This window comes from Acidovorax sp. GBBC 1281 (assembly GCF_028473645.1).
In the GTDB taxonomy this organism is placed as follows: Bacteria; Pseudomonadota; Gammaproteobacteria; order Burkholderiales; family Burkholderiaceae_C; genus Paracidovorax.
In genome coordinates, this window is record NZ_CP097269.1 from 5,660,543 (window position 1) to 5,684,855 (window position 24,313).

Consider the following 24,313-nt stretch of genomic DNA (forward strand, 5'->3'; position numbering starts at 1 on the left):
GGAACACTGAACAGGACGGCATGGAGAGCACTGTGTTGGCGGCCGAGGCGCCGTGGCCTGGAGGGGCGGAGAACGAGGGCGGGCTGTTCGACTTTTTCCGGGATGCCGATGCGGCGGGCGATTCGGCCCTGCTGTGGCGCATTGCGCGCGAGCAGGCCGTCACCCAGGCGCTGAGCGGGCTGTTCCACGGCCCGGCGGCGCTGGTGCAGCTGCGGCTGTGGGCTTTTTTGCAGCTGGCGCGCCAGGGCGAGGCCACGCTGGCGCGCGAGCGCATCGACGAGATCTTCCACGCCCTGCGCCCGGAGGCGCTGGACACCGTGCTCAAGCGCTTTCGCGACGTGGGCCTGCTGGCCTGGGACGACAGCGCCCGCACCTACGCGCTGCCGCCGCTCGCGCAGCGCGTGGCCGGCCTGCTGGCGCCCCTGGCCAGCGACGGCGGCGGGGACGAGGACGGCGGCGAGCTGGCCGCGCTGCTCGGCCAGGTGGTGGGCGCCAACCAGCTCGGCGCGCTCGATGCGGGCCAGGTGCAGCTGCTGCAGGCGCAGCTCACCCGGCTGCACGGCGAATTCGCCGACGCCATCGCCAGCGGGTCGGAGTTCCGCCTGCGCGCCGCGCGCCAGCGCTACGACCGCGCGGCGGTGCTGATCGACCGCGCCTCCGAGGCCATCACCGCCATCATCGGCCACGCGCACGGCCACATCGCGCTGGAGCGCGCCGCGCGCGGGCTGGGGCAGGCCCAGTCGCGGCTGCTGGCCATGGCCAGCCAGTTCAACCGCGCGCTGCAGCAGGTGGACCGCCAGCGCGTGACGCTGGGCACCACCGGCATCACCAGCACCGACGTCAAGCGCTGGCTGCAGACCGTGCGCTCGCCCCATGCGCTGCTGGACGGCGCCCTGGGCGTGCCCGCGGGCCTGTCGGCCCTGGCTCCGCACGAGCTGCTGGACGTGACCGAGGCCGAGTTCGAACGCGACCGCCCCGTTGCCGGCCCAGCCGAGGAACTGCCCGGCGCGCAGCCGGCGCCCGCCGGCAACCTCACCGCCGTGGCCCTGCCGAGCGAGCTGGGCGACCTGTCGGCCCTGCTGCAGGGCTGGTCGATGGAGGCGGGCGATGCCGTGCCCCACGGCGTGGCCGCCGCGCTGCTGGGCGCCACGCCCGCCGATGCCCGCTACGCCCAGGTGGCCTACAAGGCCCAGTTGCTGCCCTTGCTGGGCGACCCCCAGGCCGGCGTGCTGCCGGGCGCCACGGGCGCGCTGGCGCGCCTGCCCTGGCGCGTGCAGTGGGACGCCGCCACCGAGGCCATCGACCACCCGCAGGTGGAGCTGCTGAGCCAGGGCCGCATGGTGCCCGCCACCGCCGTGCCGGCCGACGCACCGGCCAAGGCCGCCACCGCGCCCGATCCTTCGCCGAACCCCAGCCCCGAGACCCCTTGAAGACCCCCTATGGACGATGCCGCCCTGCTGATTGCCGAACTCCTCACGCGCCGCTGGCTGCCGCGCAGCCACCCGCGCGTCAAGCGTGCGCTGGTCGATGCCGAACTCTTCGCCCTGGTCGAGCAGCGCCTGGCCCAGGTGGGCCTGCGCTTCATGGACAGCATCTACGCCGACCACGTGAGCGTGGCGCTGCTGCCGCCCGCGCAGACCGCCGTGCTGGGCGAGGCTGGCGTCAACGCCAACAACAACCTCGACCTGCCGCGCGACGCGCAGGCGCTGCTGGTGGTGCTGTGGGCGCTGATCGTTTTACCGAAACGCGAGCGCCAGACCAGCCGCGTGGAGCAGGCCGACGAGGGCCAGAACGACATGTTCCCCGGCGCCAAGCCGCTGCCGTCCGCGCGGCTGGTGAGCCCCGTGCTGTCGTACAAGACCCTGCTGGAGGACTACGGCAACCAGCTGGGCAAGAAGATGCGGCTCGATGCCAACCTCAAGCTGCTGGAGCGCCACGGCTTCATCCTGCGCCGCCAGGACGAGATCGCCGAAGGCCCGCTGCTGGACGTGCTGCTCGACTACGACGTGATGGCTCCGCGCATCCTCGACGGCGCCCTGGCCGACGTGCTGGCGCGCGAGCGCAGCGAGGCCGCTGCCGCCACGCCGGTTGCTGCCGAGCCCGCCACGGACCCCACCCCGGCGCCCGCCGCCTGACCGACGACGAACCCCGCGCCCCCATGTTCCACCTGCAAACCCTCGAACTCGTCCACTGGGACTACTGCCAGCGCGTGGCCCTGCCGCTCGATGCGTCCATCATCACCATCGCCGGACCCAACGGCTCGGGCAAGACCACGCTGCTCGATGCCATGCGCACCCTGCTGGGCCTGCGCTGCTCCGCCCCGCGCGACTACCGCACCTACGCGCGCCACGCCGGCGCGCAGACCGCCTGGCTGCGCGCCGTGGTGGACAACCGGCCCCAGGGCCGCCAGACCTCCAGCCGCCCGTTCGCGCGGCGCCTGCTGTACGGCGACCAGGTCACGCTGGCCTGCCGCATCGACCGCAACGGTGGCGACTGGCAGCGCCGCTACTGCCTGCTCGACGGCGACGTGGGCATTGAACAGCTGCGCGACACGCCCGAGAAAGACCTCGGGTTCATGGGCGTGGAGGCCTGGGGCCGCGTGCTGGGCGCGGCGGGCCTGTCGCCCGCCATCGCCCGCGTGCTCTCACTGGAGCAGGGCCAGACCGACCGCCTGTGCGAATTCAGCCCGCGCGAGCTGCTGCGCCTGGTGTTCGACGTGTTCGGCGACCAGCAGGTGCTCGATGCCTACGACCAGGCGCGCGAGCACCAGCAGCAGCTCGTGCGCGAGATGGCCCAGGCCGAGCGCGAGCTGGACCACGGCCGCGCGCAACTGGCCGAGCTGCAGAACCGCGTGGCCAGCTACCAGAGCTGGCAGTTCAAGGTGGCCGAGCGCGGGCGCCTGGCCACCGAGGTGCTGCCCGTGCTGGCCTGGCACGGCGAGCGCGAGGCCCTGGCCAAGCAGGCGCGCGAACTGCGCCGCCAAAAGACCCAGCACCGCAGCGCCCTGGCCGACCAGGCCGTGCAGAACAAGCGCCTGCTCACCCTGATCGAGGAAAGCGCCCGCGCCCAGTCCGACGCCACCCGGCTGCTGGCCGAGCGCGACGAGGCCCGCACCGCGCTGGACGACGCCACGCGCCACGAATCGCCCCTGGAGCAACTCGCCAAGCGCGAGCAGGAGCTGCTGGCGCTGGTGGACAAGGGCAGCAACGCCGACGAACTGCAGTCCCACCTGGCCCGGCTGCAGGCCGAAGAGGCCGAGGCGCAGGACGAGCGATCGGCCCTGCAGCAGCGGCGCAAGCTCGCGCAGCAGGCCCTCCAGGCCCTGGAAGGCCAGCACCTGCCGCCGCTGCCGCACGAGGTGCAGCAGTTCCGCAAGCGCCTGGTGGCCCAGGGCATCGGCCACCGGTTCGTGGCCGAGGTGGTCGAGGTGGCCGACGAGCAATGGCGCGCCGCCATCGAAGGCGTGCTGCGCGGCCACCGCTGGGTGGTGCTGCTGGACAAGGACAGCGACCTGGCCGAGGCCTACGAGATCGGCGAGCGCGAGCGCTACCGCCACTACCTCGTCGGCCCGGGCGAGAAGGCCCTGAAGGGCGATCCCGGCACGCTGCTGTCCCACGTGCGCTTCACCGCGCCCGTGCCGCGCTGGCTGGTGCAGCAGATGCAGCAGCTGCGCTGCGTGGCCGATCCGCGCGAGGGCAAGCGCCTGGGCGGCACCTGGATCACGCCGCAGGCCTACATGCACGACGGGCGCGGCGCCCGTTCCATGTGGGTGGAACCGCGCGAGCACCAGTTCGGCGCCGCGGCCGTGCACGCCCGCCGCGCCGCCGCCGAGCGCGACGCGGCCCAGATCGATGCGCAGCTCGCGCCCGTGCTGGACCGCGTGCTGGCGCTCAAGCGGCAGATCACCGACACCCGCCGCGCGCTCGAAGGCCACAGCGCCGCCGAAGAGCTGGCGCGCCGCAGCGACGAGTTCGCCCAGGCGCGCGAGGTGCTGCCCACGGCCAGGCAGGCACGCATCGCCGCCGCCCAGCGCTGGCAGCGCCTGGACACCGAGGCCACCCGCGCCCACGACCGCCACCGCGCCTTCGCCGACGAGCACCAGCGGCTGGAGCAGCAACTGCAGCGCGCCCGCAGCGACAGCGACCGCGCCGCGCACGAATGGACCGCCCGCCGGCGCAACCACGTGGCCGCGGCGGGGCACAGCCAGCGCCAGCGCCACGGCTTTCCGCCGCGCTGGATCGCCCCGGCCACGCGCGAGGCGCTGGTGGACGAATACGTCAACGACACCCAGGCCCGCCTGCGGCTGCAGTCCGTGGAGCAGGAGCTGGAGCACAACACCTGGGAGCAGGACGCCACGGTGGAGGAGCGCCACCGCCGCATGGAGACCACCGTGCGCGAGCAGACCCTGAGCCTGTCGGACCACCAGGCCAAGAATGCCCAGGCCGGCACCGCCGTGCACAACGCGCGCGAGAGCTACATCGAGGTGCTGCGCAGCACCGTGCGCCGCTACCGCAAGAACATCCAGGAGCTGGGCGCCCTCGCCGGCGTGGAGGTGGCGGCCGACCTGCCGCTGCTGGAGAACGACGACACCGTGCTCGCGCAGGCGGGCCTGAAGGTGCACTTCGCGTTCGACGGCAAGGGCAGCATCGGCATGAACGACGGCGAGGCCTCGGGCGGCCAGCAGGTCATCAAGTCGCTCATCCTGCTCGTGGGCCTGCTCAAGGACGAGGAAAGCGGCTCGGGCGGCTTCGTGTTCATCGACGAGCCCTTCGCCCACCTGGACGTGCGCAACATCCAGCTGGTCGGCCACTTTTTGCGCTCCACCCAGGCGCAATACGTGCTGACCACGCCCATCACCCACAACCTGGAAGTCTTCGAGCCCGCCGAGATCACCCTGGTGACCAGCAAGAAACCCCAGGGCTCGCGCTGGGCCCCGCCCATCGCGGTGGCCAAGCGGCGCGGCGTGCCGGTGCTGGAGCCGGTGCCCGCATGAAAGATGCCATTGCCATGACCCAAGACCCCGACGATGCCCTGCAAATCCGGAGGCTTTTGCCTGCGCAGTGGAAGGACGCCCATCCGGTGATGGCGCAGCTGCGCGCGCTGGACGAGGCCGAGTTTCTGCGGCGCGTGCGCCAGCAGTCGTGCGCCGGCTATGAACTCGTGGGCGCCTACCAGGGCGGCGCCTTGGTCGGGGTCATGGGAATGCGGCCCGTGCAGACCCTGGCACGCGGGGCCTACCTGCATGTCGATGACCTCGTGGTGGATACCGCCGTGCGGGGCAGCGGCGCCGGCCGGGCGCTGATGGCCTACGCCGAAGCCGATGCGCAGGCGCGCGCCATGGACGTGGTGTTCCTGGACGCACGGCCCGAGGCCATCGCGTTCTACGAGCGCGGGGGCTATGTGCTCCACCCGGCACCGTCGATGAAGAAACGGCTCGCGGCCGTCCCCTGACAGCGACAGGGCAGGGCCCGCGTTGCAAGGCCGGGCCAGAGGGATGGGTATAAACCCTCCCATGCCGGGTGGCCGCGCAGGCGACAGGACTCCTAGAATTCCGCAGGCACCATCGGTGCTGGCCCACCCGGCGGCGTCGTGGGCCGCCCGATGGCCGGCCTGGCCTGCGACCCACTCCGAGGAGATCCCTTGCCGCCACGGCTTGCGAGATGGCGCGACCGCGCCCTGTTCCGTACCCCCTCCCGCGTGCTCGATGGGCTGCTGGGCACCGAGCGGCGCCTGCGCGTGCGCTCGGCCATGGCGGGGTTGGCGGGGCTGCTCATGCTGTGCTGCGTGGCGGCGATGCACATCGTGGCCCGGGCGGGCATCGCGGAAGTGCAATGGGTCAACACGTGGACGGTGTTTTGCGTCTCGGGCCTGATCGGGGTGTTCGCGCTGATCCGCAGCGGGGTGTCGCGGCGCTTTCGCGGCCCTTCGCTCACGCTGTTCCAGATGCTCTATGCCGTGGCCTGCAACGCCGCGGCCTTCGTGATCGCGGGGCCGGCGCGGGGCATCACGCTGCCGATCCTGGCGGTGATCCTGATGTTCGGGATCTTCGGGCTGTCCACGCGGCAGATGGTGGGGGTGCTGTTCTATTCGCTGGCGGCGTTCGGGGCCGGGGGCGTGCTGCTGGAACTGCGCGAGGACCTGCACCAGGGCCCCGCGATGGCCGCCGCCTACGGGATCATGATTTTCGTGGTGCTGCTGGGCAGCACCTTCCTCACCACGCGGGTGCAGGCCACGCGCCAGCAGCTGCGCCAGCAAAAGCACGATCTGGCCGAGGCGCTGGAGCACATCCGCGAGCTGGCCACGCACGACGAGCTGACCGGGCTGCTCAACCGCCGCCACATGATCGAGCTGATGCGGCTGGAGCAGCGCCGCACCGCGCGCAGCGGGCATTCGCTGGTGCTGGTGCAGCTGGACCTGGACCATTTCAAGGCCATCAACGACACCCACGGCCATGCGGCGGGCGACCGCGCGCTGCAGGCCTTCGCCCGCTCGGTGAAAGCCAGCGTGCGCGACTCCGACGTGCTCTCGCGCTGGGGCGGCGAGGAGTTCGTGCTGATGCTGTGCAACACCCAGCCGGCCGATGCCAGCGCGCTGCTGGAGCGGGTGCGCAGCACCGTCTCGGCGCTGCGGCTCACGCATCCGGGGTCGGCGCCGATCCACCTGACCGTCTCCATCGGCCTGGCGCAGCACGTGGTGGGCGAGTCGATCGAGCAGACGCTGGAGCGGGCGGACCGCGCGCTCTATGCGGCCAAGGCGCAGGGGCGCGACCGGGCGGTCTGGGCTGCCCCGTGCGAGGAAGGGGCGGGGGCGGCCGGGGCCGCAGGTACGATCCCCGGATGACCACGCGCTACGAGACCCTGCCCCTGCCCGAAACCTACCGCGAGGCCTTCGGCGTGGAGCCGCCGGACACGCGCGGCGAACGCTACGTGAAGCCCCGCAAGCCCGGCTTCTTCATCCGCGCCGTGGCGCCCCCGCCGGGCGATACCGAATCGGCGGCCGGGGCAGATCCCGATGCCGGTTCCGATGAGGAAGGCGCCCCCCGGCTGGCGCGCGAACTGGTGCACGCCCAGTGGGGGCTGGTACCGCACTGGGTGAAATCGGCCTCCGACGGGCGGCTGCGCGCCCCCAAGCTGGTGAACGCGCGCTCCGAGACGGTCTCCACCGCCACGCCATTCCGCGAGGCGTGGCTGAAAGGCCAGCGCTGCATCGTGCCCATGGCGGCGTTTTTCGAGGACGACTGGCGCAGCGGCAAGGCCGTGCCCACGCGCATCGCGCGCGTCGATGGCCTGCCGATGGCCGCGGCGGGGTTGTGGGCCCGCTGGACCGGCCCCGAGGGCGAGGAGCTGGTCAGCTACACCGTGCTCACCGTGAACGCCAACAGCCATGCGCTGATCCACCGTTACCAGCCGCCCGGCAGCGAAAAGCGCATGCCGGCCCTGCTCAACGAGGGCGCGTACGGCGCCTGGCTGTCGGCCCGGCCCGAGAAGGCGCGGGAGTTCATGCGCCAGTACCCGGCCAACTGGCTGCTGGCCAACCCGGTGGAAAGCAAGGCCGACAAGGGGCCTCCCGCTTTCCTGTGACCCGGACCGGCGCAATGCCTGTAGGTTGCTATTAAAAATATAGCACTATGCCCTAGTGGTTATTGTGCTGGAGCCCGATTCGGCTCCAGGCCGCTGGCGCGGGGGCAGCGGGCGTCCAGCCATTGCTGCAAGGCCGCGAACACCGGCGCGGCGTGCTCAGGGCTTTCCTTGAACAGCTCGTGGTACGCCAGGGCGAATTCCTGCGCGTGCACCACGCCCAGCGGGGCGGCCCGGGCGAAGGCCCGGCTGCCGGCGGGATTGACCAGCCGGTCGGCCCCCGCCCACATCAGCAGGGTGGGCACGCTCCACTGCGCGGCGCGGGCCACGACGGCCGGGCCGGTGTAGGCGATGAAGCGCGCGAGCCCGGCGCCGACGCGGTCGTGGCAGCGCGGGTCGGCGCGGTAGGCCGCGACGACGGCGGGGTCGTGGGACAGGTGCGTGGGGTCGATCCCGGTGGCCAGGCGCAGGTTCGGCAGCACGCGGGGCAGGGTGGCCACCAGGAACTTCTGCGTCCAGCTCAGGCCCGGGTCCAGCGCGGGGGAGGAAAGCACCAGCGCATCCACGGGGCGCAGCGCCTGCGCCACGAAGTCCGCCGCCACCAGCCCGCCCAGGCTGTGGCCCAGCAGCACCAGCGGCTGGCCGGGCGGCATCCGGGCCCGCGTCGCATCGACGATGTCGGCCAGATCCACCATCAGCCGGTTCGGCGGCGTGAGGGCGCCGCGCAGCCCGCCCGATTCGCCATGGCCGTACTGGTCGTAGCCGCGCACGGCAAAACCCCAGGCGTTCAGCCGCCGGGCGAGCCGGTTGTACCGGCCCACGTGTTCGCCCAGGCCGTGCACCAGCAGCACGGTGGCGCGCGCGTCGGCGTGGGACAGCGGCCAGTCCTGCAGGGCGAGGTTCTCGCCATCGGCGGCGGTGAAGGGGCTGAGGGTGGAGGGGGCGTCGGGATCGACCATGCGATGGGGCGGGGGCTTGTCGGAAAAGGCGCGCCATGGTGGCGCGCGCGGGAAAGGGGGTGGGCGCGGCCGGCGTCAGCCCGTGCGCCCCGCGCCGGGGCGCGGGCGGGTTCTGGCGATGGCCGCGGCCACGGTGGCGGCGGGCAGCGGCTTCAGGCGGCCGCGGCCGTGCTGTCCTGCGCGCCGGCGGGCGGCAGGCTGGCGATGACCTGCGCCACGGCGGCGGTGAGCTTCTTGGCGTAGGGCACGTGCAGGAACTCGTTGGGGCCATGCGCGTTGCTCTTGGGGCCCAGCACGCCGCAGACCATCATCTGCGCCTTCGGAAAGCCCTGGCTCAGCATGTTCATGAGCGGGATGGTGCCGCCCTGGCCGATGTAGCCGCACGGCGCGCCGAAGTGGGCCTGGCTGGCGGCGTTGAGCGCGCCCTCGAACCACGGCGCGGTGTCGGGCGCGTTCCAGCCGCTGGCCGCGCCGCCGCCCTCGAAGGTGACCTTGGCCTGGTAGGGCGCGTTGTCCTCCAGCAGCGCCTTCATCTCCTGCACGCACTGCGCGGCGTCCACCAGCGGGGGCAGGCGCAGGCTGAGCCTGAAGGCGGTGTAGGGGCGCAGCACGTTGCCCGCGTCCTTCAGGGCCGGAAAGCCCTCGGCGCCGGTCACGCTGAGCGTGGGCTCCCAGGTGCGCTTGAGCAGGGCCTGCACCGGGTCGGTGGTGGTGGGCAGCGCGAAGGTGGTGGAGCCGCCGCAGTCGTAGTGCGCCCAGGGAAAGCGCTTGTACACCTCTTCGCCCAGGATGCCGGCGGTGGCGCGGGCCTGCGCCAGGCGGTCGGTGGGCACGTCGCAGTGGAAGCTGGCGGGCAGCAGGCGGCCGGTGGCACTGTCCTCGAGCCGGTCCAGCACCTGCCGCATGATGCGCAACGACGAGGGCACGAGGCCCGACGAATCGCCCGAGTGGATGCCCTCGGTGAGGATCTCCACCTTGAGCGTGCCGCTGGCCATGCCGCGCAGGCTGGTGGTGAGCCACAGCTGGTCGTAGTTGCCGGCGCCGCTATCGAGGCAGATCACCAGGGCCACGCTTCCTAAGCGCGTGCGCAGCAGGTCGATGTAGGGCAGCAGGTCGCCCGAGCCGCTTTCCTCGCAGGTCTCGATCAGGCCGACGATGCGCGGGTGCGGCACGTTCTGGCGCTTGAGCTCCTGCACGGCGGCGATGCTGGCATACACCGCGTAGCCGTCGTCGGCGCCGCCGCGGCCGTAGAGCTTGCCGTCCTCGTACTTGGGCGTCCACGGGCCCAGGTCGCGGCGCCAGCCCTCGAACTCGGGCTGCTTGTCCAGGTGGCCGTACATCAGCACGGTCTGGCCCGACTGGGGCTGCGTGGCGGCCACCTCGAAGAACAGCACCGGCGTGCGGCCGGGCAGGCGCACGATCTCGAGCGTGAGGCCCGCCACCTTCTGCGCTTCGACCCAGCTCGCGGCATTGCGCAGCACGCGGTCCAGGTATCCGAGCTGCTCCCAGTCGGGGGCGAAGCCGGGCGATTTGGCGGGGATCTCGATGTATTCGGTGAGCTGGCGCAGGATGTCGCCGTCCCATTGGCGGCTGACGTGGGCCAGGGCTTCGGCGGGTTGCAGGAGGTCGGGGGCGGTGCGGGCGTTCATGGCGGTTCCTCGGGGGGCGTTCCAGGAAAAGAGCCTGCCACCGGCCGCGGCATCCGGCGGGCGCGCCGGTGCGTTGCAGTTCACCGCTCCGGTGGAGGAAGGGTTTCCGGATTGTCGTGCAGTGCGGAGGCGGGCACCACCCCGCGCAGATCGCCCGCGACGGCAACGCGGTTGCGGCCGCTGCGCTTGGCCTCGTACATGGCGCGGTCGGCGGCGGCGATCAGCATGTCCCAGCTGTCGCCTTCCTCGATGCGCCCGCCGAACACGCCGATGCTCAGCGTGACCGGCACGGTGTGCCCGCCCAGGTCGAAGCGCGTCTGCTCGATCGCCCGGCACAGCTGGATCGCCAGCTGCCGTGCGCCGTGCAGCGGCGTGTCGGGCAACACCACGAGGAACTCCTCGCCCCCATAGCGCCCGATCATGTCCTGCGCCCGCAGGCGCTCGCCCATGGCATCGACCACGCGGCACAGCACCTGGTCGCCCACGAGGTGGCCCAGCCCGTCGTTGATGCGCTTGAAGTGGTCGATGTCCACCATCATGAGCGACAGCGGCTCGCGCGTGCGGATGGCCCGGGCGATGTCGCGGTCCAGCGCGGCGATGGCCGCGCGGCGGTTGGCCACGCCGGTGAGCGGGTCGCGCGCGGCCATGCGGCGGTTGGTGTCGTCGGCGCGGTCGCGCGCCATGAAGATGAAACCGAACGACGAGGCCTGCACGGCGATGAAGGTGGACAGGAACGTGGCGTGCTGCAGCCACCCGCCCTGCAGCAGCCCGTTCAGCGGCATGGCGCCCGTCGCCGCGGCCGTGGCGCGCACCACCAGCACCGACATCTGCAGCACGATGCCCAGCGCCACCAGGCCGGCGCCGCGCCCGGGCGACGGAAAGCGCCACAGCGTCCACAGCACCAGCGCCAGCTGCGCGGGAAAGACCACGCCCGCCAGCACCAGGCGCATCCCGTAGTCCTGCAGGAACGCCATGAAAAGCGCCAGCGTGAGCACGACCGGCCCGATCAGCCGCCCCCAGGGCAGCGGGCGGCGGTGGAACTGGCACACGGCCGCCAGCAGGCACGCGAACACGCTGGACAGCAGGCCGTTGGCGGCCACGATGGAGAGCATGTCCGGCACGCGGCCGCGCAGGGCCAGCAGCACGTAGGCCAGCGACTGCAGCACCAGGGCGGCGGCCCACAGGCCCAGGCCGTCGCGGCGGCGCTCGTGGCCGACCAGCACCAGGCAGGCGGCCATGACGACGGAACCGATGACGGTCATCGCCAGCAGCGTGGGCAGATCGATGGCAAAAGTGGGCATGTCGGGTGCGGTGGGGCGTGCCGGCCAGGGCAGCTCGGGGGCCGCAGCATATACCACCGCCCCGGCCGGCTGTTTGCGCCGCTCGGCGCCGCGATGCGCCCCAGCGCGCGCCGCACGCACTGTCCGGCCGGCCGGCCGGCCGGCCGGGCGCCGCTGGCGGGGGCGCGTTCCGTTCAGCCCGCGGCGAGGGCGGGGCGGGCGGGCTGGGCGAGCGGCGTGGCCTGCGCCGTGGTCAGGCGGAACACCTGCACGGCATCCGCCAGCTGCGACGCCTGGTCGCGCAGGCTTTGCGCCGCTGCGGCCGATTCCTCCACCAGCGCGGCGTTCTGCTGCGTCATCTGGTCGAGCTGGTTGACGGCCGTGTTGACCGTGACGATGCTGTCCGACTGCTCGGACGCCGAGGCGGTGATCTCCCCGATGATGTCGCCCACCTGCCGCACCGAGCCCACGATCTCGCCCATGGTGCGCCCGGCGTCCTCCACCAGCCGCGTGCCGGCCTCCACCCGGGCCACCGAGCTGCCGATGAGCGCCTTGATCTCGCGCGCCGCCTCGGCGCTGCGCCCGGCCAGCGAGCGCACCTCGCTCGCCACCACGGCGAAGCCGCGGCCCTGCTCGCCCGCACGGGCCGCCTCCACGGCGGCGTTCAGCGCGAGGATGTTGGTCTGGAAGGCGATGCCGTCGATCACGCCGATGATGTCCGCGATCTTGCGCGAGCTGGCATCGATGTCGGCCATGGTGGACACCACCTCGCCCACCACACGCCCGCCGCGCTGGGCCACCTCGGCGGCCGATCCGGCCAGCTGGTTGGCCTGCCGCGCCGCATCGGCCGACTGGCGCACCGTGCCCGTCAGCTGCTCCATGCTCTGCGCCGTCTGGGCGATGCTGCTGGCGGCGTTCTCGGTGCGCGCCGACAGGTCCTGGTTGCCGGTGGCGATCTCGGCGCTGGCCGTGGTGATGCTGTCCACCGCCGTGCGCACCTGCTGCAGCACCTGCAGGTAGCGCTGGCGCATGCCTTCCACCTCGCGCACCAAGGCGCCCATCTCGTCGGCGCGGCGCGTCTCGAACGCCTGGGTGAGGTCGCCCTGCGCCACCAGCGTCACGGCGCCGGTCAGCTCGCGCAGCGGCTCGCTCACGCCGCGGCGCACCATCGCGAAGATGCCTGCGCCCACCACCGCCAGGGCGACGGCCATCACCGGCCACACTGCCCCCATCGCGCGCCGCTGGCTGGCCAGCGCCTCGTGGTCGGACACCTCGGCCACCACCTGCCAGCCCGAGCCGGTCCGGGTGCTCAAGGCCCACGGGTCCGCGCCCTGAGCGGGCAGCAGCGCGGCGGCCTGCGGCACGAATCCGTCGGCGCTGGCGTTCAGGGCGGCGAGGAAATCGGCCGCGCCCGGATAGGCCTCCAGCACCTTCTTGCCACGCGCCGTGGGGTGCGCGACGAACACCGCGTCCTGCGGGCCCTTGCGCGGATCGATCACGTACATGCCGCCGTGCTCGTAGAACTGCATGCTGGCCACCTGCTTTTGCATCTGCTCCTGGAAGGCCGACAGGTCGTTGCCCACGAACAGGATGGCGATCACCTTGCCTGCCGCGTCCTTCACCGGCGCGTAGTGCGCCATATACGGCTTGCCGAACAGCATGGTGCGGCCCGTGTAGGGCTGGCCCGCGAGCACGGGCGGGTAGGCGGGGCTCGCCCGGTCGAGCAGCGTGCCCTGGGCGCGCTCGCCCTTTTCGTTCTTCACCGAGGTGGTGATGCGGATGAAGTCCTCACCCTTCCTCGCGAACACCGTGGCCACGCCGCCCGTGTCCTGGCTGAACTTGTCCACCGTGCCGTAATCGGCGTTCACCGCGATGCCGAAGCTCGTCAGCTGCCCGCTGGCCTCGTCCAGCTGCATGCTGGGGTCGAAGCCGCGCTGGAACGCCTGGGCCGAGCGGCGCACCAGTTCGCGGTTGGCCTCGTCCACCGCGTTGAGCGACTGGCCCACGGCATCGACCGCATCGCGCACGCCTTCGGTGATCTGGGTGCGTGCGGCTTTCGTCGTGATGACCGAGATCGCGATGCTCACCGCGATCAGGGCGAGGGCGACGAGCGCCAACGCCAGCAGGGTGACGCGGCGGGCAACCGATCGGGTGCGGACAGATGGGGTCATGGCGGTTTTTTCGGGTTTGGTCGCAGGGGAGGGAGAAGGGGCGGATGCGCTGCGGAAGACGCCGGCCCCATCGTAAGCAACCGTAACTTTGGCAGGATGAAGGCATTCCTTTAAGGGAAAAACCTATGTATTGAAGGATTTAGCCTGCTTGGCCGCGGCACTTTCGGGGGCAAAAAATGCCTTCAGCGCATTTCCTTCTAGGGCATGTTGCTGCATAAATAATAGCAATCGGATTTTCATGCGTTTTGTAGCACTTGTGACACTTCTGCGGTGTCGCAACCCGGTGCAGGGGAGCCCCGGGCACATGGGACAGCGCCCGACGCAACCCCCATGCCTCGGCAAGTCGCCCGCCGGGCCGCAGCCCCGCGCCCGTCAGGCGTGCTCGAAGTGGAACACCGCCGTGCCCGCCAGGGCGTTCGGCAGAAAACGCACCTCGCGGCCGTCCTGCAGGCCGAAGGCGTCGATCACGCGCAGGGCGTTCTTGTGCGCCAGCACCTCGAAGTCCTTGAACGTGCCCACGCGGATGTTGGGCGTGTCGTACCACTGGTACGGCAGCCGGCGCGTGACGGGCATGCGCCCGCGCAGCACCGACAGCCGGTTGGGCCAGTGCGCGAAATTGGGAAACGCCACCACGCCCGCGCGGCCCACGCGGGCCGTCTCGCGCAGCATCACCTCGGTGTTGCGCAGGTGCTGCAGCGTGTCGATCTGCAGCACCAGATCGAACGAGTTGTCGCCGAACATCGCCAGCCCTTCCTCCAGGTTGAGCTGCACCACGTTCACCCCGCGGCGCACGCAGGCGAGCACGTTGGCATCGTCGATCTCGATGCCGTAGCCGGTGCAGCCGCGCTCGCGCTGCAGGTACGACAGCATCGCGCCATCGCCGCAGCCCAGGTCCAGCACCCGCGAGCCGTGCGGCACCAGCCGGGAAATCGCATGCATGGTGGCTTTCTCGGTCATGCGAACTCCTTGGCGATGCTGTCGAAATACGAGCCGACGACGCCCATGTAGCGCGCATCGTCGAGCAGGAAGGCATCGTGGCCGTGCGGCGCATCGATCTCGGCGTAGCTCACGTCGCGGCGGTTGTCGAGCAGCGCCTTCACGATCTCTCGGCTGCGCGCGGGCGAGAAACGCCAGTCGGTGGTGAAGCTCACCAGCAGGAACCGGGCCGTGGCGCGTGCCAGGGCCAGCGTGAGGTTGCCGCCGTAGGCGAGCGCGGGGTCGAAATAATCGAGGGCGCGGGTGATCAGCAGGTAGGTGTTGGCGTCGAAATACTCGCTGAACTTGTCGCCCTGGTAGCGCAGGTAGCTCTCGATCTGGAACTCGATGTCCTGCGTGCTGTAGCGGTAGCCCGTGGGCCCGCCGTGCGCGGCAGGCGCGCCGGTGGCGGCCGCCGTGGGGAGCGTTTCCTCCATCACCGTCTGGCGCAGCTGGCGGCCGAATTTCTCGTTCATCACGTCGTCCGACAGGTAGGTGATGTGGCCGATCATCCGCGCGATGCGCAGGCCGCGCTGCGGGATCGCCCCGTGCCGGTAGAAGTGTCCGCCATGGAAATCCGGGTCGGTCACGATGGCCCGGCGCGCGACCTCGTTGAAGGCGATGTTCTCCGCCGTGAGATTGGGGGCGCTGGCCACCACCACCGCATGGCGCACCCTGTCCGGGTACTGCAGCGCCCACGACAGCGCCTGCATGCCGCCCAGGCTGCCCCCCAGCACCGCCGCGAGCTGCTGCACGCCGATCCGGTCGAGCAGGCGGGCCTGGGCGTTCACCCAGTCCTCCACCGTGACCACGGGGAAGTCGGCGCCGTACACCTCGCCGGTGTCCGGGTGCGTGTCCATCGGGCCGGTCGAGCCGAAGCACGAGCCCAGGTTGTTGATGCCGATCACGAAGAAGCGGTTCGTGTCCACCGGCTTGCCGGGGCCGATCATGTTGTTCCACCAGCCCTCGCTCTTGGGCTGGCCCTCGTACACGCCCGCCACGTGGTGCGAGGCGTTCAGCGCATGGCACACCAGCACCGCGTTGGAGCGGTCGGCGTTGAGCGTGCCGTAGGTCTCGAAGGCGAGGGTGTAGTCGCGGATGGCACCGCCGCCCTGCAGCGGCAGCGCGTCGGCGAAATGCAGGGACTGGGGCGTGGCAATGAAGGACATGAAAAAACCCGGCGTCGCTAAAAACGAGGCCGGGTCGGTGTGTCTGTCACTTGGCGGACGGGTCTTTAGCGGTATTTATAAAGCGCCCGCAAGCTATGCAAATCGGCGCGAGAGGCACTATACCAAAGCCCGGGCCCGCCGGCCATGGGCCCGTGCGCGTTCAGGCCGCGGGTGCGAAAAGCGCGATCAGCCCCAGCGCGAGGAAGATCACCGCCGACACCATGTGCACCGCGCGGATCGGCACCCGCCGCGTGATGCGCTCGCCCAGCCACACCACGGGCGCGTTGGCCAGCATCATGCCCAGCGTCGTGCCGGCCACCACCCACCAGTAGGCGCTGTAGCGCGCGGCCAGCATCACCGTGGCGACCTGGGTCTTGTCGCCCATCTCGGCCAGGAAGAACGCGATCAGCGTGGTGCCGAACACGCCAAAGCGCGGCGCGCCGCCCGATGCGTCGTCGTCCAGCCGGTCGGGGATGAGCATCCACACCGCCATCGCGATGAACGACAGCCCGAGACCCCAGCGCAACACCTGCGGCCCCACGACGGTCGTCACCCAGGCGCCCACGGCGCCGGCCAGCGCGTGGTTGGCCAGCGTGGCGACCAAGATGCCGAGCACGATCGGCCAGGGCTTGCGAAAACGCGCCGCGAGAACGAGGGAAAGGAGTTGGGTCTTGTCGCCCATCTCCGCGAGGGCGACGATGGCGGTCGAAACGAAAAAGGCTTCCATTGGGGGCAGGGAGTTGTCCGGCCGGACAGGTCGCAGAGCATTGACTGCACCCCGACGCCGGCCTTTGGGATCGGTGTGCAGTCAATGGTCTCGCCCAGTTCCGATGGAACCGCATGCACCACAGGCCGCGCAGGCCCGAGTTTGTTGATGCATGCCCCCGTGCGGTCTGTGCGCCGGGCGGGCTACTCCCCAAAGACGGGCCGATTGTAACGATGCGCTTCCAGCCTTCGGGTAAATACCCAATGAAAACGTTGCAGACGCGCCAATTTTCGTGCTTGGACCCCGAATAGATGGTTAATAATGGGCCTTGCCTTTCTGCCAAGCAGGAACGCAAGTAGCGGTGATTGGTCGGTTTCGCGTCTTTGAAGTCGTCACAGGTTTGTTGATTGCGTCAGGCTCCATCGCGTTTTCTTGTTTTTTTAGGAGTCCTTCATGGGCAACAAACTCTACGTGGGCAACCTGCCCTATTCTTTCCGCGACGACGACCTGCAACAAACGTTCAGCCAGTACGGCGCCGTGCAAAGCGCCAAGGTCATGATGGAACGTGACACCGGCCGCTCCAAGGGTTTCGGCTTCGTCGAAATGGGCAGCGATGCCGAAGCGCAAGCCGCCATCCAAGGCGCGCATGGTCAAAACTTCGGCGGCCGTGACCTCGTGGTCAACGAAGCCCGTCCGATGGAACCCCGTCCCCCCCGCAGCGGTGGTGGCGGCAACGGCGGCGGCTACGGCGGTGGTGGCGGCCGCAGCGGTGGTTTCGGCGGCGGTGGTGGCTACGGCGGTGGCCGCAGCAGCTACTAAGCTCACGCTGACAGCATTTCAAAAAAGGGTCCTTCGGGGCCCTTTTTTCATGGCTGAGCCAGCGCGTTTGGCCCGTGTCCGGCACCTTGCTTTTTTGCGGAATTTATGGCCCATAATGCATCGGCGAGATATTTTTCGCGTCGACGTTTGCGGGGATCCGTCAGTTTCGCGCATGGGACATCTTTGTGATTCACTGGCTGCGTTTTCGGGACTCCATCGCTTTATCAATGTGTTTTTGAGGAGTCCCGTAATGGGCAACAAACTGTACGTCGGCAATTTGCCGTACTCGGTGCGTGACAGTGACCTGGAGCAGGCCTTCGGCCAATTCGGAGCCGTGACGAGCGCCAAAGTCATGATGGAGCGCGACACGGGCCGCTCGAAGGGCTTTGGCTTCGTCGAGATGGGCAGCGACCCTGAAGCGCAAGCCGCCATCCAGGGCATGAACGGCCAGCCCCTGGGCGGCCGCAGCATCGTGGTGAACGAGGCGCGTCCCATGGAACCCCGTCCCCCCCGCAGCGGCGGTTTTGGTGGCGGCGGTGGTGGTGGCGGCTACGGCGGCGGCGGTGGTCGTGGCGGTGGCTACGGTGGCGGCCGCAGTGATGGCGGCGGCGGTGGCTACGGTGGTGGTGGCCGCGGCGAAGGCGGCGGTGGTGGATATGGCGGCGGCGGTGGTCGCGGCGATGGCGGTTTCCGCAGCCCCTACGGCTCCGGTTCGCGCAATGGCGGCGGCGGTGGCCGCAGCGGTGGTGGCGGTGGCGGCTACGGTGGTGGCGGCAACGGCGGCTACTGATCCTCTCCCGCAGCGAGGGCCCTTCCCATCCGTGAAGGCTTCTCGCGCAAGAACAAAAGGCCCCTTGTCAGGGGCCTTTTTTGTGGGCGCCGCCGGCTGGAACCCCGAGGCGGGCCCCGTGCCCGGTCAATGCGGGGCGCCGCTTTTTTGCCGGTGCTTTCTCGGGCGGCCCGACAGCAGGCGGTCGAAAAGCCCGTTCGGCAGCACACGCAGCAACTTGGCCACCACGCCCATCTGCCAGGGAATGACGCGGTAGCTCGCGCCCGCACGGATCGCGGCGAACGCGCGGTCGGCAAAGTCCCCGGGCTGCATCAAGAAAGGCATGGCGTAGCGGTTCTGCCGGGTGAGCGGGGTGTCGATGTACCCAGGGCACAGCGTGACCACCCGCACCCCCGACGAACGCAATTCGCCCCGCAGGCTCTCGCAGTAGCTGATGACCGCCGCCTTGCTGCCGCAGTAGGCGCCGTGGCCGGGCAGGCCCCGGATGCCGGCGACGCTGCCGATGCCCACGAGCGCTCCGCTGCCGCGTTGGGCCATCGCATCCACGAACGGCTGGAACGTGGCCGCCATGCCGATGTTGTTGGTGGCGAAGGTGCGTGCCATCACGTCGATGTCCTCGCGCACGGCGGTGTCCATGCCCACGCTGATGCCCGCGTTGGCGATGACGACATCGGGCACCCCTTGCCGGGCCATGCAGTCCTGGCCCGCCGCCACGATGCTGTCGGGCTGCGCCACATCGGCGCTATAAATTTGATAGCTATCTGCCGGGATGTTGTTTGCGCTGGCCCACGATTGCATCTCTGCCGTGCGGCGGGCCACCAGCGCGAGCCGGTAGCCGGCCTGGTGAAAGCGCAGGGCGAGCGCCTGGCCGATGCCGCTGGATGCGCCGGTGATGAACACCAGGGGGCTGGAAGGCATGGGGGCTCCTGAGGGGTGGTTAGGCATCGTGCGCCGTCCAATGCCGGTCACTTGCCGGCCGGCGGCATAAGCATGCCCTTCACGCGGCCCTGCAGCTGCATGATCTGGCTGAGGTTGTTGTAGTCCATGGTGTCGGCGGTGAACTGGTCCTTGCCCCGCGTCAGCGTGACCGGCTGGTTCGACTGCACCCGCTCGTCGTTCAGCCACGCGTGCAGGAACTCGCCCCGGAACTGCAGGCGCGGCAGCGGCTCGCGCCCGGGCCGCACCAGGGGCTCGCGGGTGACGATGGCGTTGCCGAACAACTGCACCTCGGAGCCGTCCGCATTGGTGAGCGCGCGGTCGGCCGTGGCGATGGTCAGGCGGCCATCGGGCGCGACCGAGCGCATGTGGGCCTTGTCGATCTCCAGCGTGTCGGTGTCCAGGTAGTGGCGCGCGAAGTCGCCGCGGACATCGCTTTGCAGCCGGCCGGTGGCATCGAAGCTCTTGACCGAGAAGGTCTTCATGAAATAGTCCGGCTCGTGCGTCGGCGGGCGTTCCTGCACGGGCTTGGCCGGTGTGGGCGCGTTGCGCACCAGCCACCACGTGCCCAGCGCCATGAGCCCCATGAGGGCCACGGGAAGGTAGATGGACAGCCGGTCCCAGCCCCGGCGCAGCGTGGCGATCATGCGGTGTAGGCCTCCAGCAGTTGGGCATAGCGGCCGCTGGCCACCAGCAGCAGGTCGCAGAACTCTCGCGCCGCGCCGGCCCCGCCCGCCGCGGCGGTGACGTGGTGGGCCACCGCGCGGGCCTCGATGTGGGCATGGCAGGGCGCGCAGGCGAGGACGCAGCGGCGCATCAGGGGCAGGTCGGGCCAGTCGTCGCCGATCACGGCGGCCTGCGCCCAGTCGAGTCCCAGTTCGGCCAGGATGGATTCGGCGGCCGGGCGCTTGTCTTCGGTGCCGAAGCGGGCATGCACCACGCCCAGGTTCTTCAGGCGCAGGCGCAGCGCGGGGGCATCGCGGCCCGTCACCACGGCGGGGGTGATTCCGGCCTTTTGCAGCAGCTTGATGCCGTGGCCGTCGAGCGTGTGAAAGCGCTTGAGCGTCTCGCCGGCTTCGCTGAAGTACAGGCCGCCGTCGGTGAGCACGCCGTCCACGTCGAAAAACGCCACGCGCACGCCCTGCGCGCGCAGCAGCAGTTGCGCATCGAACTGCAGGGCGGGCCGCAGGGGCGGCAGCGGCTGGCTGGCGGGCGTTGCCGCACCGGCCGTGGCGCGGGCGAGGGGCTGGTCCATCAGATGACCTTCGCGCGCATCAGGTCGCCGATGTGCACCACGCCGACGAGAAGACCGTCCGGATGGGCCACCAGCACGCTGGTGATGGCGTGGCGCTCCATCATTTCGGCGGCGTCCACGGCCAGCGCGTCGGGGGCGATGGTGCGCGGGCCGGGGTGCATGACCTCGCCTGCGGTCGCGCCGCGTAACTCCGCGCCGGCTTCGATGCGCCGGCGCAGGTCGCCGTCGGTGAAGATGCCAAGCACGCGGCCCGTAGCGTCCACCACGGCCGAGGCGCCCAGGCGCTTGGCGCTCATCTCGCGCATGAGTTCGCTGAACGATGCGCCGGGCGCCACGCGCGCGATCTCCTCGCCCGAGCGCATGACGTCGCTCACGTGCGTGAGCAGCTTGCGGCCCAGGGCCCCGCCGGGGTGGGAGCGCGCGAAGTCTTCGGGTCGGAACCCGCGGGCGTCCAGCAGGGCGACGGCCAGAGCGTCGCCCATGGCCAGCTGCGCGGTGGTGCTGGCGGTGGGGGCCAGGTTGAGCGGGCAGGCCTCGCGGTCCACGCTGCAGTCCAGCACCAGATCGGCATGGCGCGCCAGGGTGGACTGAAGCCCCCCGGTCATGGCCACGAGCGGTACGCCCAGGCGCTTGAGCACGGGCAGCAGCACGGTGAGCTCGGCGCTTTCGCCGCTGTTGGAAATGCCCAGGACCAGATCGCCCGGCGTGACCATGCCCAGGTCGCCATGGCTGGCTTCCGCAGGGTGCACGAAAAAGGCGGGCGTGCCGGTGGAAGCCAGGGTGGCGGCGATCTTGCGGCCGATGTGGCCGCTCTTGCCCATGCCCATCACCACGACGCGCCCCGTGGTGGCGAGCACGCGCTCGACGGCGCTGGCGAAGCTCGCGTCCACGCGGGCCGACAGGCCGGTCAGGGCGGCGGCCTCGATATCGAAGGTTTCGCGGGCCAGGCGCAGCGCCTGGTCGGCATGGAAGGGCGCAGGCGCGGCGGGGGCGGAAAGCATGCGCGGATTCTATCGGCCGGACCATGGGCCTGCGTCGCGCCTGGGCTAGCATCCGTGCATGTCCTCACTTGCCTTGACGTTGCTCTACCTGCTGGCTGCCGTGCTGGGGGTGGTGGCGTGCCGCAGCCTTAAGCTGCCGCCGATGCTGGGCTACCTGGCGGCGGGCATCCTGATCGGGCCCCATGCGCTGGCGCTGGCCCAGAACTCCGAAGGCGTGCGCCATCTGGGCGAGTTCGGCGTGGTGTTCCTCATGTTCGCCATCGGCCTGGAGTTCAGCCTGTCCAAGCTGCGCGCCATGCGCCAGTTCGTGTTCGGCCTGGGGCTGATGCAGGTGGCGCTGACCATGGCGGCCACCATGGCGGGCGTGCTGCTGCTGTCGCGCTACGTGGGCGGCATCTGGGACATGGGCTGGCAGACGGCGCTGGCCCTGGCCGGCACGCTGGTGATGAGCAGTACCGCCATCGTGGTCAAGCTGATGGCCGAGCGGGCGGAGCTGGAAAGCGAGCACGGCCGCCGCGTCCTGGGCATCCTGCTGTTCCAGGACCTGGCCGTGGTGCCGCTGCTGGTGCTGATCCCGGCGCTCGGCTCCCGGCCGGACCAGCTGTTCGTCGCGCTGGGCCTGGCGCTGCTCAAGGCCACGGTGCTGGTGGGCGTGCTGCTGGCGGGCGGCCAGCGGGTGATGCGCTGGTGGCTCACGCTGGTGGCGCGCCGCAAGAGCGACGAGCTGTTCATGCTGAACCTGCTGCTCATCACACTCGGGCTGGCCTGGCTGACCGAGACGGCGGGGCTGTCGTTGGCGCTCGGGGCCTTCATCGCCGGCGTGCTGGTGTCCGAAACCGAATACCGCCACCAGGTGGGCACGGACATCCGGCCCTTCCATGACGTGCTGCTGGGCCTGTTCTTCATCACCGTGGGGATGATGCTGGACTGGCACATCCTGCTGGAGCGCTGGGCGCTGGTGCTGCTGCTCCTGGTGGTGCCCCTGCTGGTCAAGGCCGGTGTGATCCTGGTGCTGGCGCGCGGCATGAGCGCCACCACGGGCGTGTCGCTGCGCACGGGGCTGTATCTGGCACAGGCGGGGGAGTTCGGTTTCGTGCTGCTGTCGCTCACGCAGGAGCACGGGCTGGTGCAGCCCGCGCTGATGAACCCGATCCTGGCCGCGATGGTGCTGTCGATGCTGGCGACGCCGTTCCTCATCCTGTACAGCAACCGCATCGTGATGAAGCTGGTCGCCAGCGACTGGCTGCAGCAGTCGCTGCAGATGACGACCATTGCACGCAAGTCGATCAACACCAGCAAGCACGTGCTGATCTGCGGCTATGGGCGCTGCGGCCAGAACCTGGCGCGGATGCTGGAGCGCGAAGGCATTCCCTACATGGCGCTGGATTTGGACCCCGACCGGGTGCGCCAGGCCGCGGCGGCCGGGGATTCCGTGGTGTACGGCGATGCCACGCGGCTGCAGGCCCTGATGGCGGCCGGGCTGGTGCGCGCCAGTGCCGTGGCGGTGACGTACCTGGACATTCCCGCCACGCTCAAGGTGCTGGCCAACACGCGCGAGCATGCGCCGCAGGTGCCGGTGGTGGTGCGCACGCAGGACGACCAATACCTCGACAAATTGCAAGCCGCCGGTGCGACCGAGGTGGTGCCCGAGGCCATCGAAGGTTCGCTGATGCTGGCCAGCCATGCGCTGGCGCTGGTCGGTGTGCCCATGCGGCGCGTGCTGCGCCTGGTGCAGGACCAGCGCGATGCCCGCTACAACCTGCTGCGCGGCTACTTCCACGGGGCGGACGACGACACCGTGTCCGAGCGCGACCAGGAGCGGCTGGCGTCCATCATGCTGCCCCCCGGTGTGCGGCCGCTGGGCCAGGCGCTGGGGCCGCTGGCCCTGCATGCGATGGGCGTGCGGGTGGTGAACCTGCGCCACAAGGACGGCCGCATGTCGCAGCCGGACGATGCCACGGTGCTGGCCGAAGGCGACACGCTGGTGCTCTCGGGCCACCCCACGGCGCTGGCGCTGGCGGAAGACGCCTTGCTGCGGGTGTGAACGCCCGGCAGCCGCGAGCGGCTGCCCCACCGATACACTGCATTCCTTCCCTTCTTTCCCTTCCCCCGGCGTGGCGGCACCTGTGCGGCCGTGTGCGGGCGGCCTTTTCCTTCCAGCTTTCTTCTCCGCGCCATGCAAGCCCTCAGCGTCAACGAATACCTTCGCCAGCACATCCGCACGGTGCCCGACTGGCCCGCGCCGGGCGTGCAGTTCCGGGACATCACCCCGCTGTTGCAGGACCCGAAGGTGTTCCGCGTGCTCATCGATGCCTTCGTGCACCGCTACATGGACCGGGCCCTGCGGCCCGATGTGGTGGCCGGGCTGGATGCGCGCGGCTTCATCCTGGGCGCGGTCGTGGCCTATGAGCTGAACGTGGGCTTCGTGCCGATCCGCAAGAAAGGCAAGCTGCCCTTCACCACGGTCGAGGAAACCTACGAACTGGAATACGGCAGCGCCACCGTGGAGCTGCGTGCCGATGCCGTGAAGCCGGGCGACCGCGTGCTGCTCATCGACGATCTGATCGCCACGGGCGGCACGATGATGGCGGGCAAGAATCTGCTGGAGCGGCTGGGCGCGACGGTGACCGAGGGCGCGGCCATCGTGGACCTGCCCGAGCTGGGTGGCTCGCAGCGCCTGCGGGACGCGGGCCTGCCGCTGTACACACTGGTGGACTTCGCCGGCCACTGAGCCGGGGGACGGAACGCCGCTGGCCGGGCCCGCCACGGCCCCTGGGTGGGCAGGCACGATAAAATTAGCAATCATTCTCATCCGGCGGATTCGTTCCGGCGTTCGGCTGGAGACCGCCGCGGCGTGGGGCGTTGGCGCTGCTGCAGATGGAATGGCTTTTCTCGTTCGCTTCTTTCCTGGGTTCCGTCCGCTATGTCTCGCCTTGTCCCGTTCGACCCGTGCCGCTCCGGCCTGCGGGCTGTCTCTCTTTCCGCCCCCGGCCAGGCTCTGGCGCACGCCGGACCTGGCGAAGGGG

At 70.5% G+C, this 24,313-nt stretch carries 21 protein-coding genes and 1 riboswitch; of the genes, 10 read left to right on the top strand and 11 right to left on the bottom strand.

All coding sequences use genetic code 11. The features are described 5' to 3' along the window. The first annotated feature begins 20 nt into the window (after positions 1-20). The 6 genes from M5C96_RS26585 (at position 21) to M5C96_RS26610 (ending at position 7,580) form a co-directional block, all read left to right on the top strand. On the top strand, positions 21-1,430 hold the full coding sequence (locus M5C96_RS26585; protein WP_272566369.1) for a hypothetical protein: 1,410 nt from the start codon (positions 21-23) through the stop codon (positions 1,428-1,430). 9 nt (positions 1,431-1,439) lie between these two features. Then, positions 1,440-2,135, top strand: coding sequence for a hypothetical protein (locus M5C96_RS26590; RefSeq protein WP_272566370.1), 696 nt, complete (start codon positions 1,440-1,442; stop codon positions 2,133-2,135). Between the two features lie 23 nt (positions 2,136-2,158). After that, on the top strand, positions 2,159-4,993 hold the full coding sequence (locus M5C96_RS26595) for an ATP-binding protein (RefSeq protein WP_272566371.1): 2,835 nt from the start codon (positions 2,159-2,161) through the stop codon (positions 4,991-4,993). 14 nt (positions 4,994-5,007) lie between these two features. Then, complete coding sequence (locus tag M5C96_RS26600) at positions 5,008-5,451, top strand: GNAT family N-acetyltransferase (RefSeq protein ID WP_272566372.1); 444 nt, start codon at positions 5,008-5,010, stop codon at positions 5,449-5,451. A gap of 189 nt (positions 5,452-5,640) precedes the next feature. Further along, the gene (locus tag M5C96_RS26605; RefSeq protein ID WP_336297876.1) at positions 5,641-6,840 is read left to right on the top strand and encodes a GGDEF domain-containing protein; all 1,200 of its coding nucleotides are present in this window, start codon (positions 5,641-5,643) and stop codon (positions 6,838-6,840) included. Then, a complete protein-coding gene (locus M5C96_RS26610) occupies positions 6,837-7,580 on the top strand; it encodes an SOS response-associated peptidase (protein WP_272566373.1) in 744 nt (247 codons plus the stop codon). The genes M5C96_RS26605 and M5C96_RS26610 overlap by 4 nt, the downstream gene beginning before the upstream one ends. Before the next feature lie 59 nt (positions 7,581-7,639). Here M5C96_RS26610 and M5C96_RS26615 read toward each other — a convergent pair whose 3' ends face one another. The 7 genes from M5C96_RS26615 to M5C96_RS26645 form a co-directional block, all read right to left on the bottom strand. Beyond that, positions 7,640-8,536 carry an alpha/beta hydrolase gene (locus tag M5C96_RS26615; protein WP_272566374.1) on the bottom strand — a complete coding sequence of 299 codons (897 nt, stop codon included), beginning with the start codon at positions 8,534-8,536 and terminating at the stop codon, positions 7,640-7,642. 152 nt (positions 8,537-8,688) lie between these two features. Beyond that, complete coding sequence (locus M5C96_RS26620) at positions 8,689-10,185, bottom strand: M20 family metallopeptidase (RefSeq protein ID WP_272566375.1); 1,497 nt, start codon at positions 10,183-10,185, stop codon at positions 8,689-8,691. A gap of 80 nt (positions 10,186-10,265) precedes the next feature. Continuing rightward, positions 10,266-11,486: a GGDEF domain-containing protein gene (locus tag M5C96_RS26625; protein ID WP_272566376.1), complete on the bottom strand. Its 1,221-nt coding sequence runs from the start codon at positions 11,484-11,486 to the stop codon at positions 10,266-10,268. A 173-nt stretch (positions 11,487-11,659) separates the two neighbouring features. After that, positions 11,660-13,636 (bottom strand): methyl-accepting chemotaxis protein, encoded by a 1,977-nt coding sequence (locus M5C96_RS26630; RefSeq protein ID WP_272566377.1) that lies wholly within the window; start codon positions 13,634-13,636, stop codon positions 11,660-11,662. A gap of 372 nt (positions 13,637-14,008) precedes the next feature. Beyond that, positions 14,009-14,593 carry a methionine biosynthesis protein MetW gene (metW, locus tag M5C96_RS26635; protein WP_272566378.1) on the bottom strand — a complete coding sequence of 195 codons (585 nt, stop codon included), beginning with the start codon at positions 14,591-14,593 and terminating at the stop codon, positions 14,009-14,011. Beyond that, positions 14,590-15,780 carry a homoserine O-acetyltransferase MetX gene (metX, locus tag M5C96_RS26640; RefSeq protein ID WP_272566379.1) on the bottom strand — a complete coding sequence of 397 codons (1,191 nt, stop codon included), beginning with the start codon at positions 15,778-15,780 and terminating at the stop codon, positions 14,590-14,592. Before metX ends, metW begins: the two co-directional genes overlap by 4 nt. Before the next feature lie 160 nt (positions 15,781-15,940). Then, on the bottom strand, positions 15,941-16,507 hold the full coding sequence (locus tag M5C96_RS26645; RefSeq protein ID WP_272566381.1) for a TMEM165/GDT1 family protein: 567 nt from the start codon (positions 16,505-16,507) through the stop codon (positions 15,941-15,943). Between the two features lie 10 nt (positions 16,508-16,517). Beyond that, a riboswitch (yybP-ykoY riboswitch) is annotated at positions 16,518-16,715 on the bottom strand. A 224-nt stretch (positions 16,716-16,939) separates the two neighbouring features. Here M5C96_RS26645 and M5C96_RS26650 point away from each other — a divergent pair. Then, positions 16,940-17,305 carry an RNA recognition motif domain-containing protein gene (locus tag M5C96_RS26650; protein ID WP_272566382.1) on the top strand — a complete coding sequence of 122 codons (366 nt, stop codon included), beginning with the start codon at positions 16,940-16,942 and terminating at the stop codon, positions 17,303-17,305. A gap of 250 nt (positions 17,306-17,555) precedes the next feature. After that, positions 17,556-18,095, top strand: coding sequence for an RNA recognition motif domain-containing protein (locus M5C96_RS26655; protein WP_272566383.1), 540 nt, complete (start codon positions 17,556-17,558; stop codon positions 18,093-18,095). A gap of 126 nt (positions 18,096-18,221) precedes the next feature. Here M5C96_RS26655 and M5C96_RS26660 read toward each other — a convergent pair whose 3' ends face one another. The 4 genes from M5C96_RS26660 to M5C96_RS26675 are packed head-to-tail and all read right to left on the bottom strand — an operon-like array spanning position 18,222 to position 21,287. Next, positions 18,222-19,013, bottom strand: coding sequence for an SDR family oxidoreductase (locus M5C96_RS26660; protein WP_272566384.1), 792 nt, complete (start codon positions 19,011-19,013; stop codon positions 18,222-18,224). Positions 19,014-19,060: 47 nt separating this feature from the next. After that, positions 19,061-19,678, bottom strand: a complete 618-nt coding sequence (gene lptC, locus M5C96_RS26665) for an LPS export ABC transporter periplasmic protein LptC (RefSeq protein WP_272566386.1) — start codon at positions 19,676-19,678, stop codon at positions 19,061-19,063. After that, positions 19,675-20,286, bottom strand: a complete 612-nt coding sequence (locus tag M5C96_RS26670) for a KdsC family phosphatase (protein ID WP_272566388.1) — start codon at positions 20,284-20,286, stop codon at positions 19,675-19,677. Before M5C96_RS26670 ends, lptC begins: the two co-directional genes overlap by 4 nt. Then, positions 20,286-21,287 (bottom strand): KpsF/GutQ family sugar-phosphate isomerase, encoded by a 1,002-nt coding sequence (locus M5C96_RS26675; RefSeq protein ID WP_272566390.1) that lies wholly within the window; start codon positions 21,285-21,287, stop codon positions 20,286-20,288. The genes M5C96_RS26670 and M5C96_RS26675 overlap by 1 nt, the downstream gene beginning before the upstream one ends. A 58-nt stretch (positions 21,288-21,345) precedes the next feature. Here M5C96_RS26675 and M5C96_RS26680 point away from each other — a divergent pair, with 58 nt between their 5' ends. Together M5C96_RS26680 and M5C96_RS26685 are read left to right on the top strand one after the other, a co-directional pair. Continuing rightward, positions 21,346-23,331, top strand: a complete 1,986-nt coding sequence (locus M5C96_RS26680) for a monovalent cation:proton antiporter-2 (CPA2) family protein (protein WP_272566391.1) — start codon at positions 21,346-21,348, stop codon at positions 23,329-23,331. 132 nt (positions 23,332-23,463) lie between these two features. Further along, complete coding sequence (locus tag M5C96_RS26685) at positions 23,464-24,018, top strand: adenine phosphoribosyltransferase (RefSeq protein ID WP_272566392.1); 555 nt, start codon at positions 23,464-23,466, stop codon at positions 24,016-24,018. Positions 24,019-24,313 lie beyond the last annotated feature (295 nt).

Bases quoted from the DNA above. Each gene is read 5' to 3' on its own strand.
- M5C96_RS26585 (WP_272566369.1), top strand. From the start codon at position 21: ATGGAGAGCACTGTGTTGGCGGCCGAGGCGCCGTGGCCTGGAGGGGCG.
- M5C96_RS26590 (WP_272566370.1), top strand. From the start codon at position 1,440: ATGGACGATGCCGCCCTGCTGATTGCCGAACTCCTCACGCGCCGCTGG.
- M5C96_RS26595 (WP_272566371.1), top strand. From the start codon at position 2,159: ATGTTCCACCTGCAAACCCTCGAACTCGTCCACTGGGACTACTGCCAG.
- M5C96_RS26600 (WP_272566372.1), top strand. From the start codon at position 5,008: ATGACCCAAGACCCCGACGATGCCCTGCAAATCCGGAGGCTTTTGCCT.
- M5C96_RS26610 (WP_272566373.1), top strand. From the start codon at position 6,837: ATGACCACGCGCTACGAGACCCTGCCCCTGCCCGAAACCTACCGCGAG.
- M5C96_RS26615 (WP_272566374.1), bottom strand. From the start codon at position 8,536: ATGGTCGATCCCGACGCCCCCTCCACCCTCAGCCCCTTCACCGCCGCC.
- M5C96_RS26620 (WP_272566375.1), bottom strand. From the start codon at position 10,185: ATGAACGCCCGCACCGCCCCCGACCTCCTGCAACCCGCCGAAGCCCTG.
- M5C96_RS26625 (WP_272566376.1), bottom strand. From the start codon at position 11,486: ATGCCCACTTTTGCCATCGATCTGCCCACGCTGCTGGCGATGACCGTC.
- M5C96_RS26630 (WP_272566377.1), bottom strand. From the start codon at position 13,636: ATGACCCCATCTGTCCGCACCCGATCGGTTGCCCGCCGCGTCACCCTG.
- metW (WP_272566378.1), bottom strand. From the start codon at position 14,593: ATGACCGAGAAAGCCACCATGCATGCGATTTCCCGGCTGGTGCCGCAC.
- metX (WP_272566379.1), bottom strand. From the start codon at position 15,780: ATGTCCTTCATTGCCACGCCCCAGTCCCTGCATTTCGCCGACGCGCTG.
- M5C96_RS26645 (WP_272566381.1), bottom strand. From the start codon at position 16,507: ATGGAAGCCTTTTTCGTTTCGACCGCCATCGTCGCCCTCGCGGAGATG.
- M5C96_RS26650 (WP_272566382.1), top strand. From the start codon at position 16,940: ATGGGCAACAAACTCTACGTGGGCAACCTGCCCTATTCTTTCCGCGAC.
- M5C96_RS26655 (WP_272566383.1), top strand. From the start codon at position 17,556: ATGGGCAACAAACTGTACGTCGGCAATTTGCCGTACTCGGTGCGTGAC.
- M5C96_RS26660 (WP_272566384.1), bottom strand. From the start codon at position 19,013: ATGCCTTCCAGCCCCCTGGTGTTCATCACCGGCGCATCCAGCGGCATC.
- lptC (WP_272566386.1), bottom strand. From the start codon at position 19,678: ATGATCGCCACGCTGCGCCGGGGCTGGGACCGGCTGTCCATCTACCTT.
- M5C96_RS26670 (WP_272566388.1), bottom strand. From the start codon at position 20,286: ATGGACCAGCCCCTCGCCCGCGCCACGGCCGGTGCGGCAACGCCCGCC.
- M5C96_RS26675 (WP_272566390.1), bottom strand. From the start codon at position 21,287: ATGCTTTCCGCCCCCGCCGCGCCTGCGCCCTTCCATGCCGACCAGGCG.
- M5C96_RS26680 (WP_272566391.1), top strand. From the start codon at position 21,346: ATGTCCTCACTTGCCTTGACGTTGCTCTACCTGCTGGCTGCCGTGCTG.
- M5C96_RS26685 (WP_272566392.1), top strand. From the start codon at position 23,464: ATGCAAGCCCTCAGCGTCAACGAATACCTTCGCCAGCACATCCGCACG.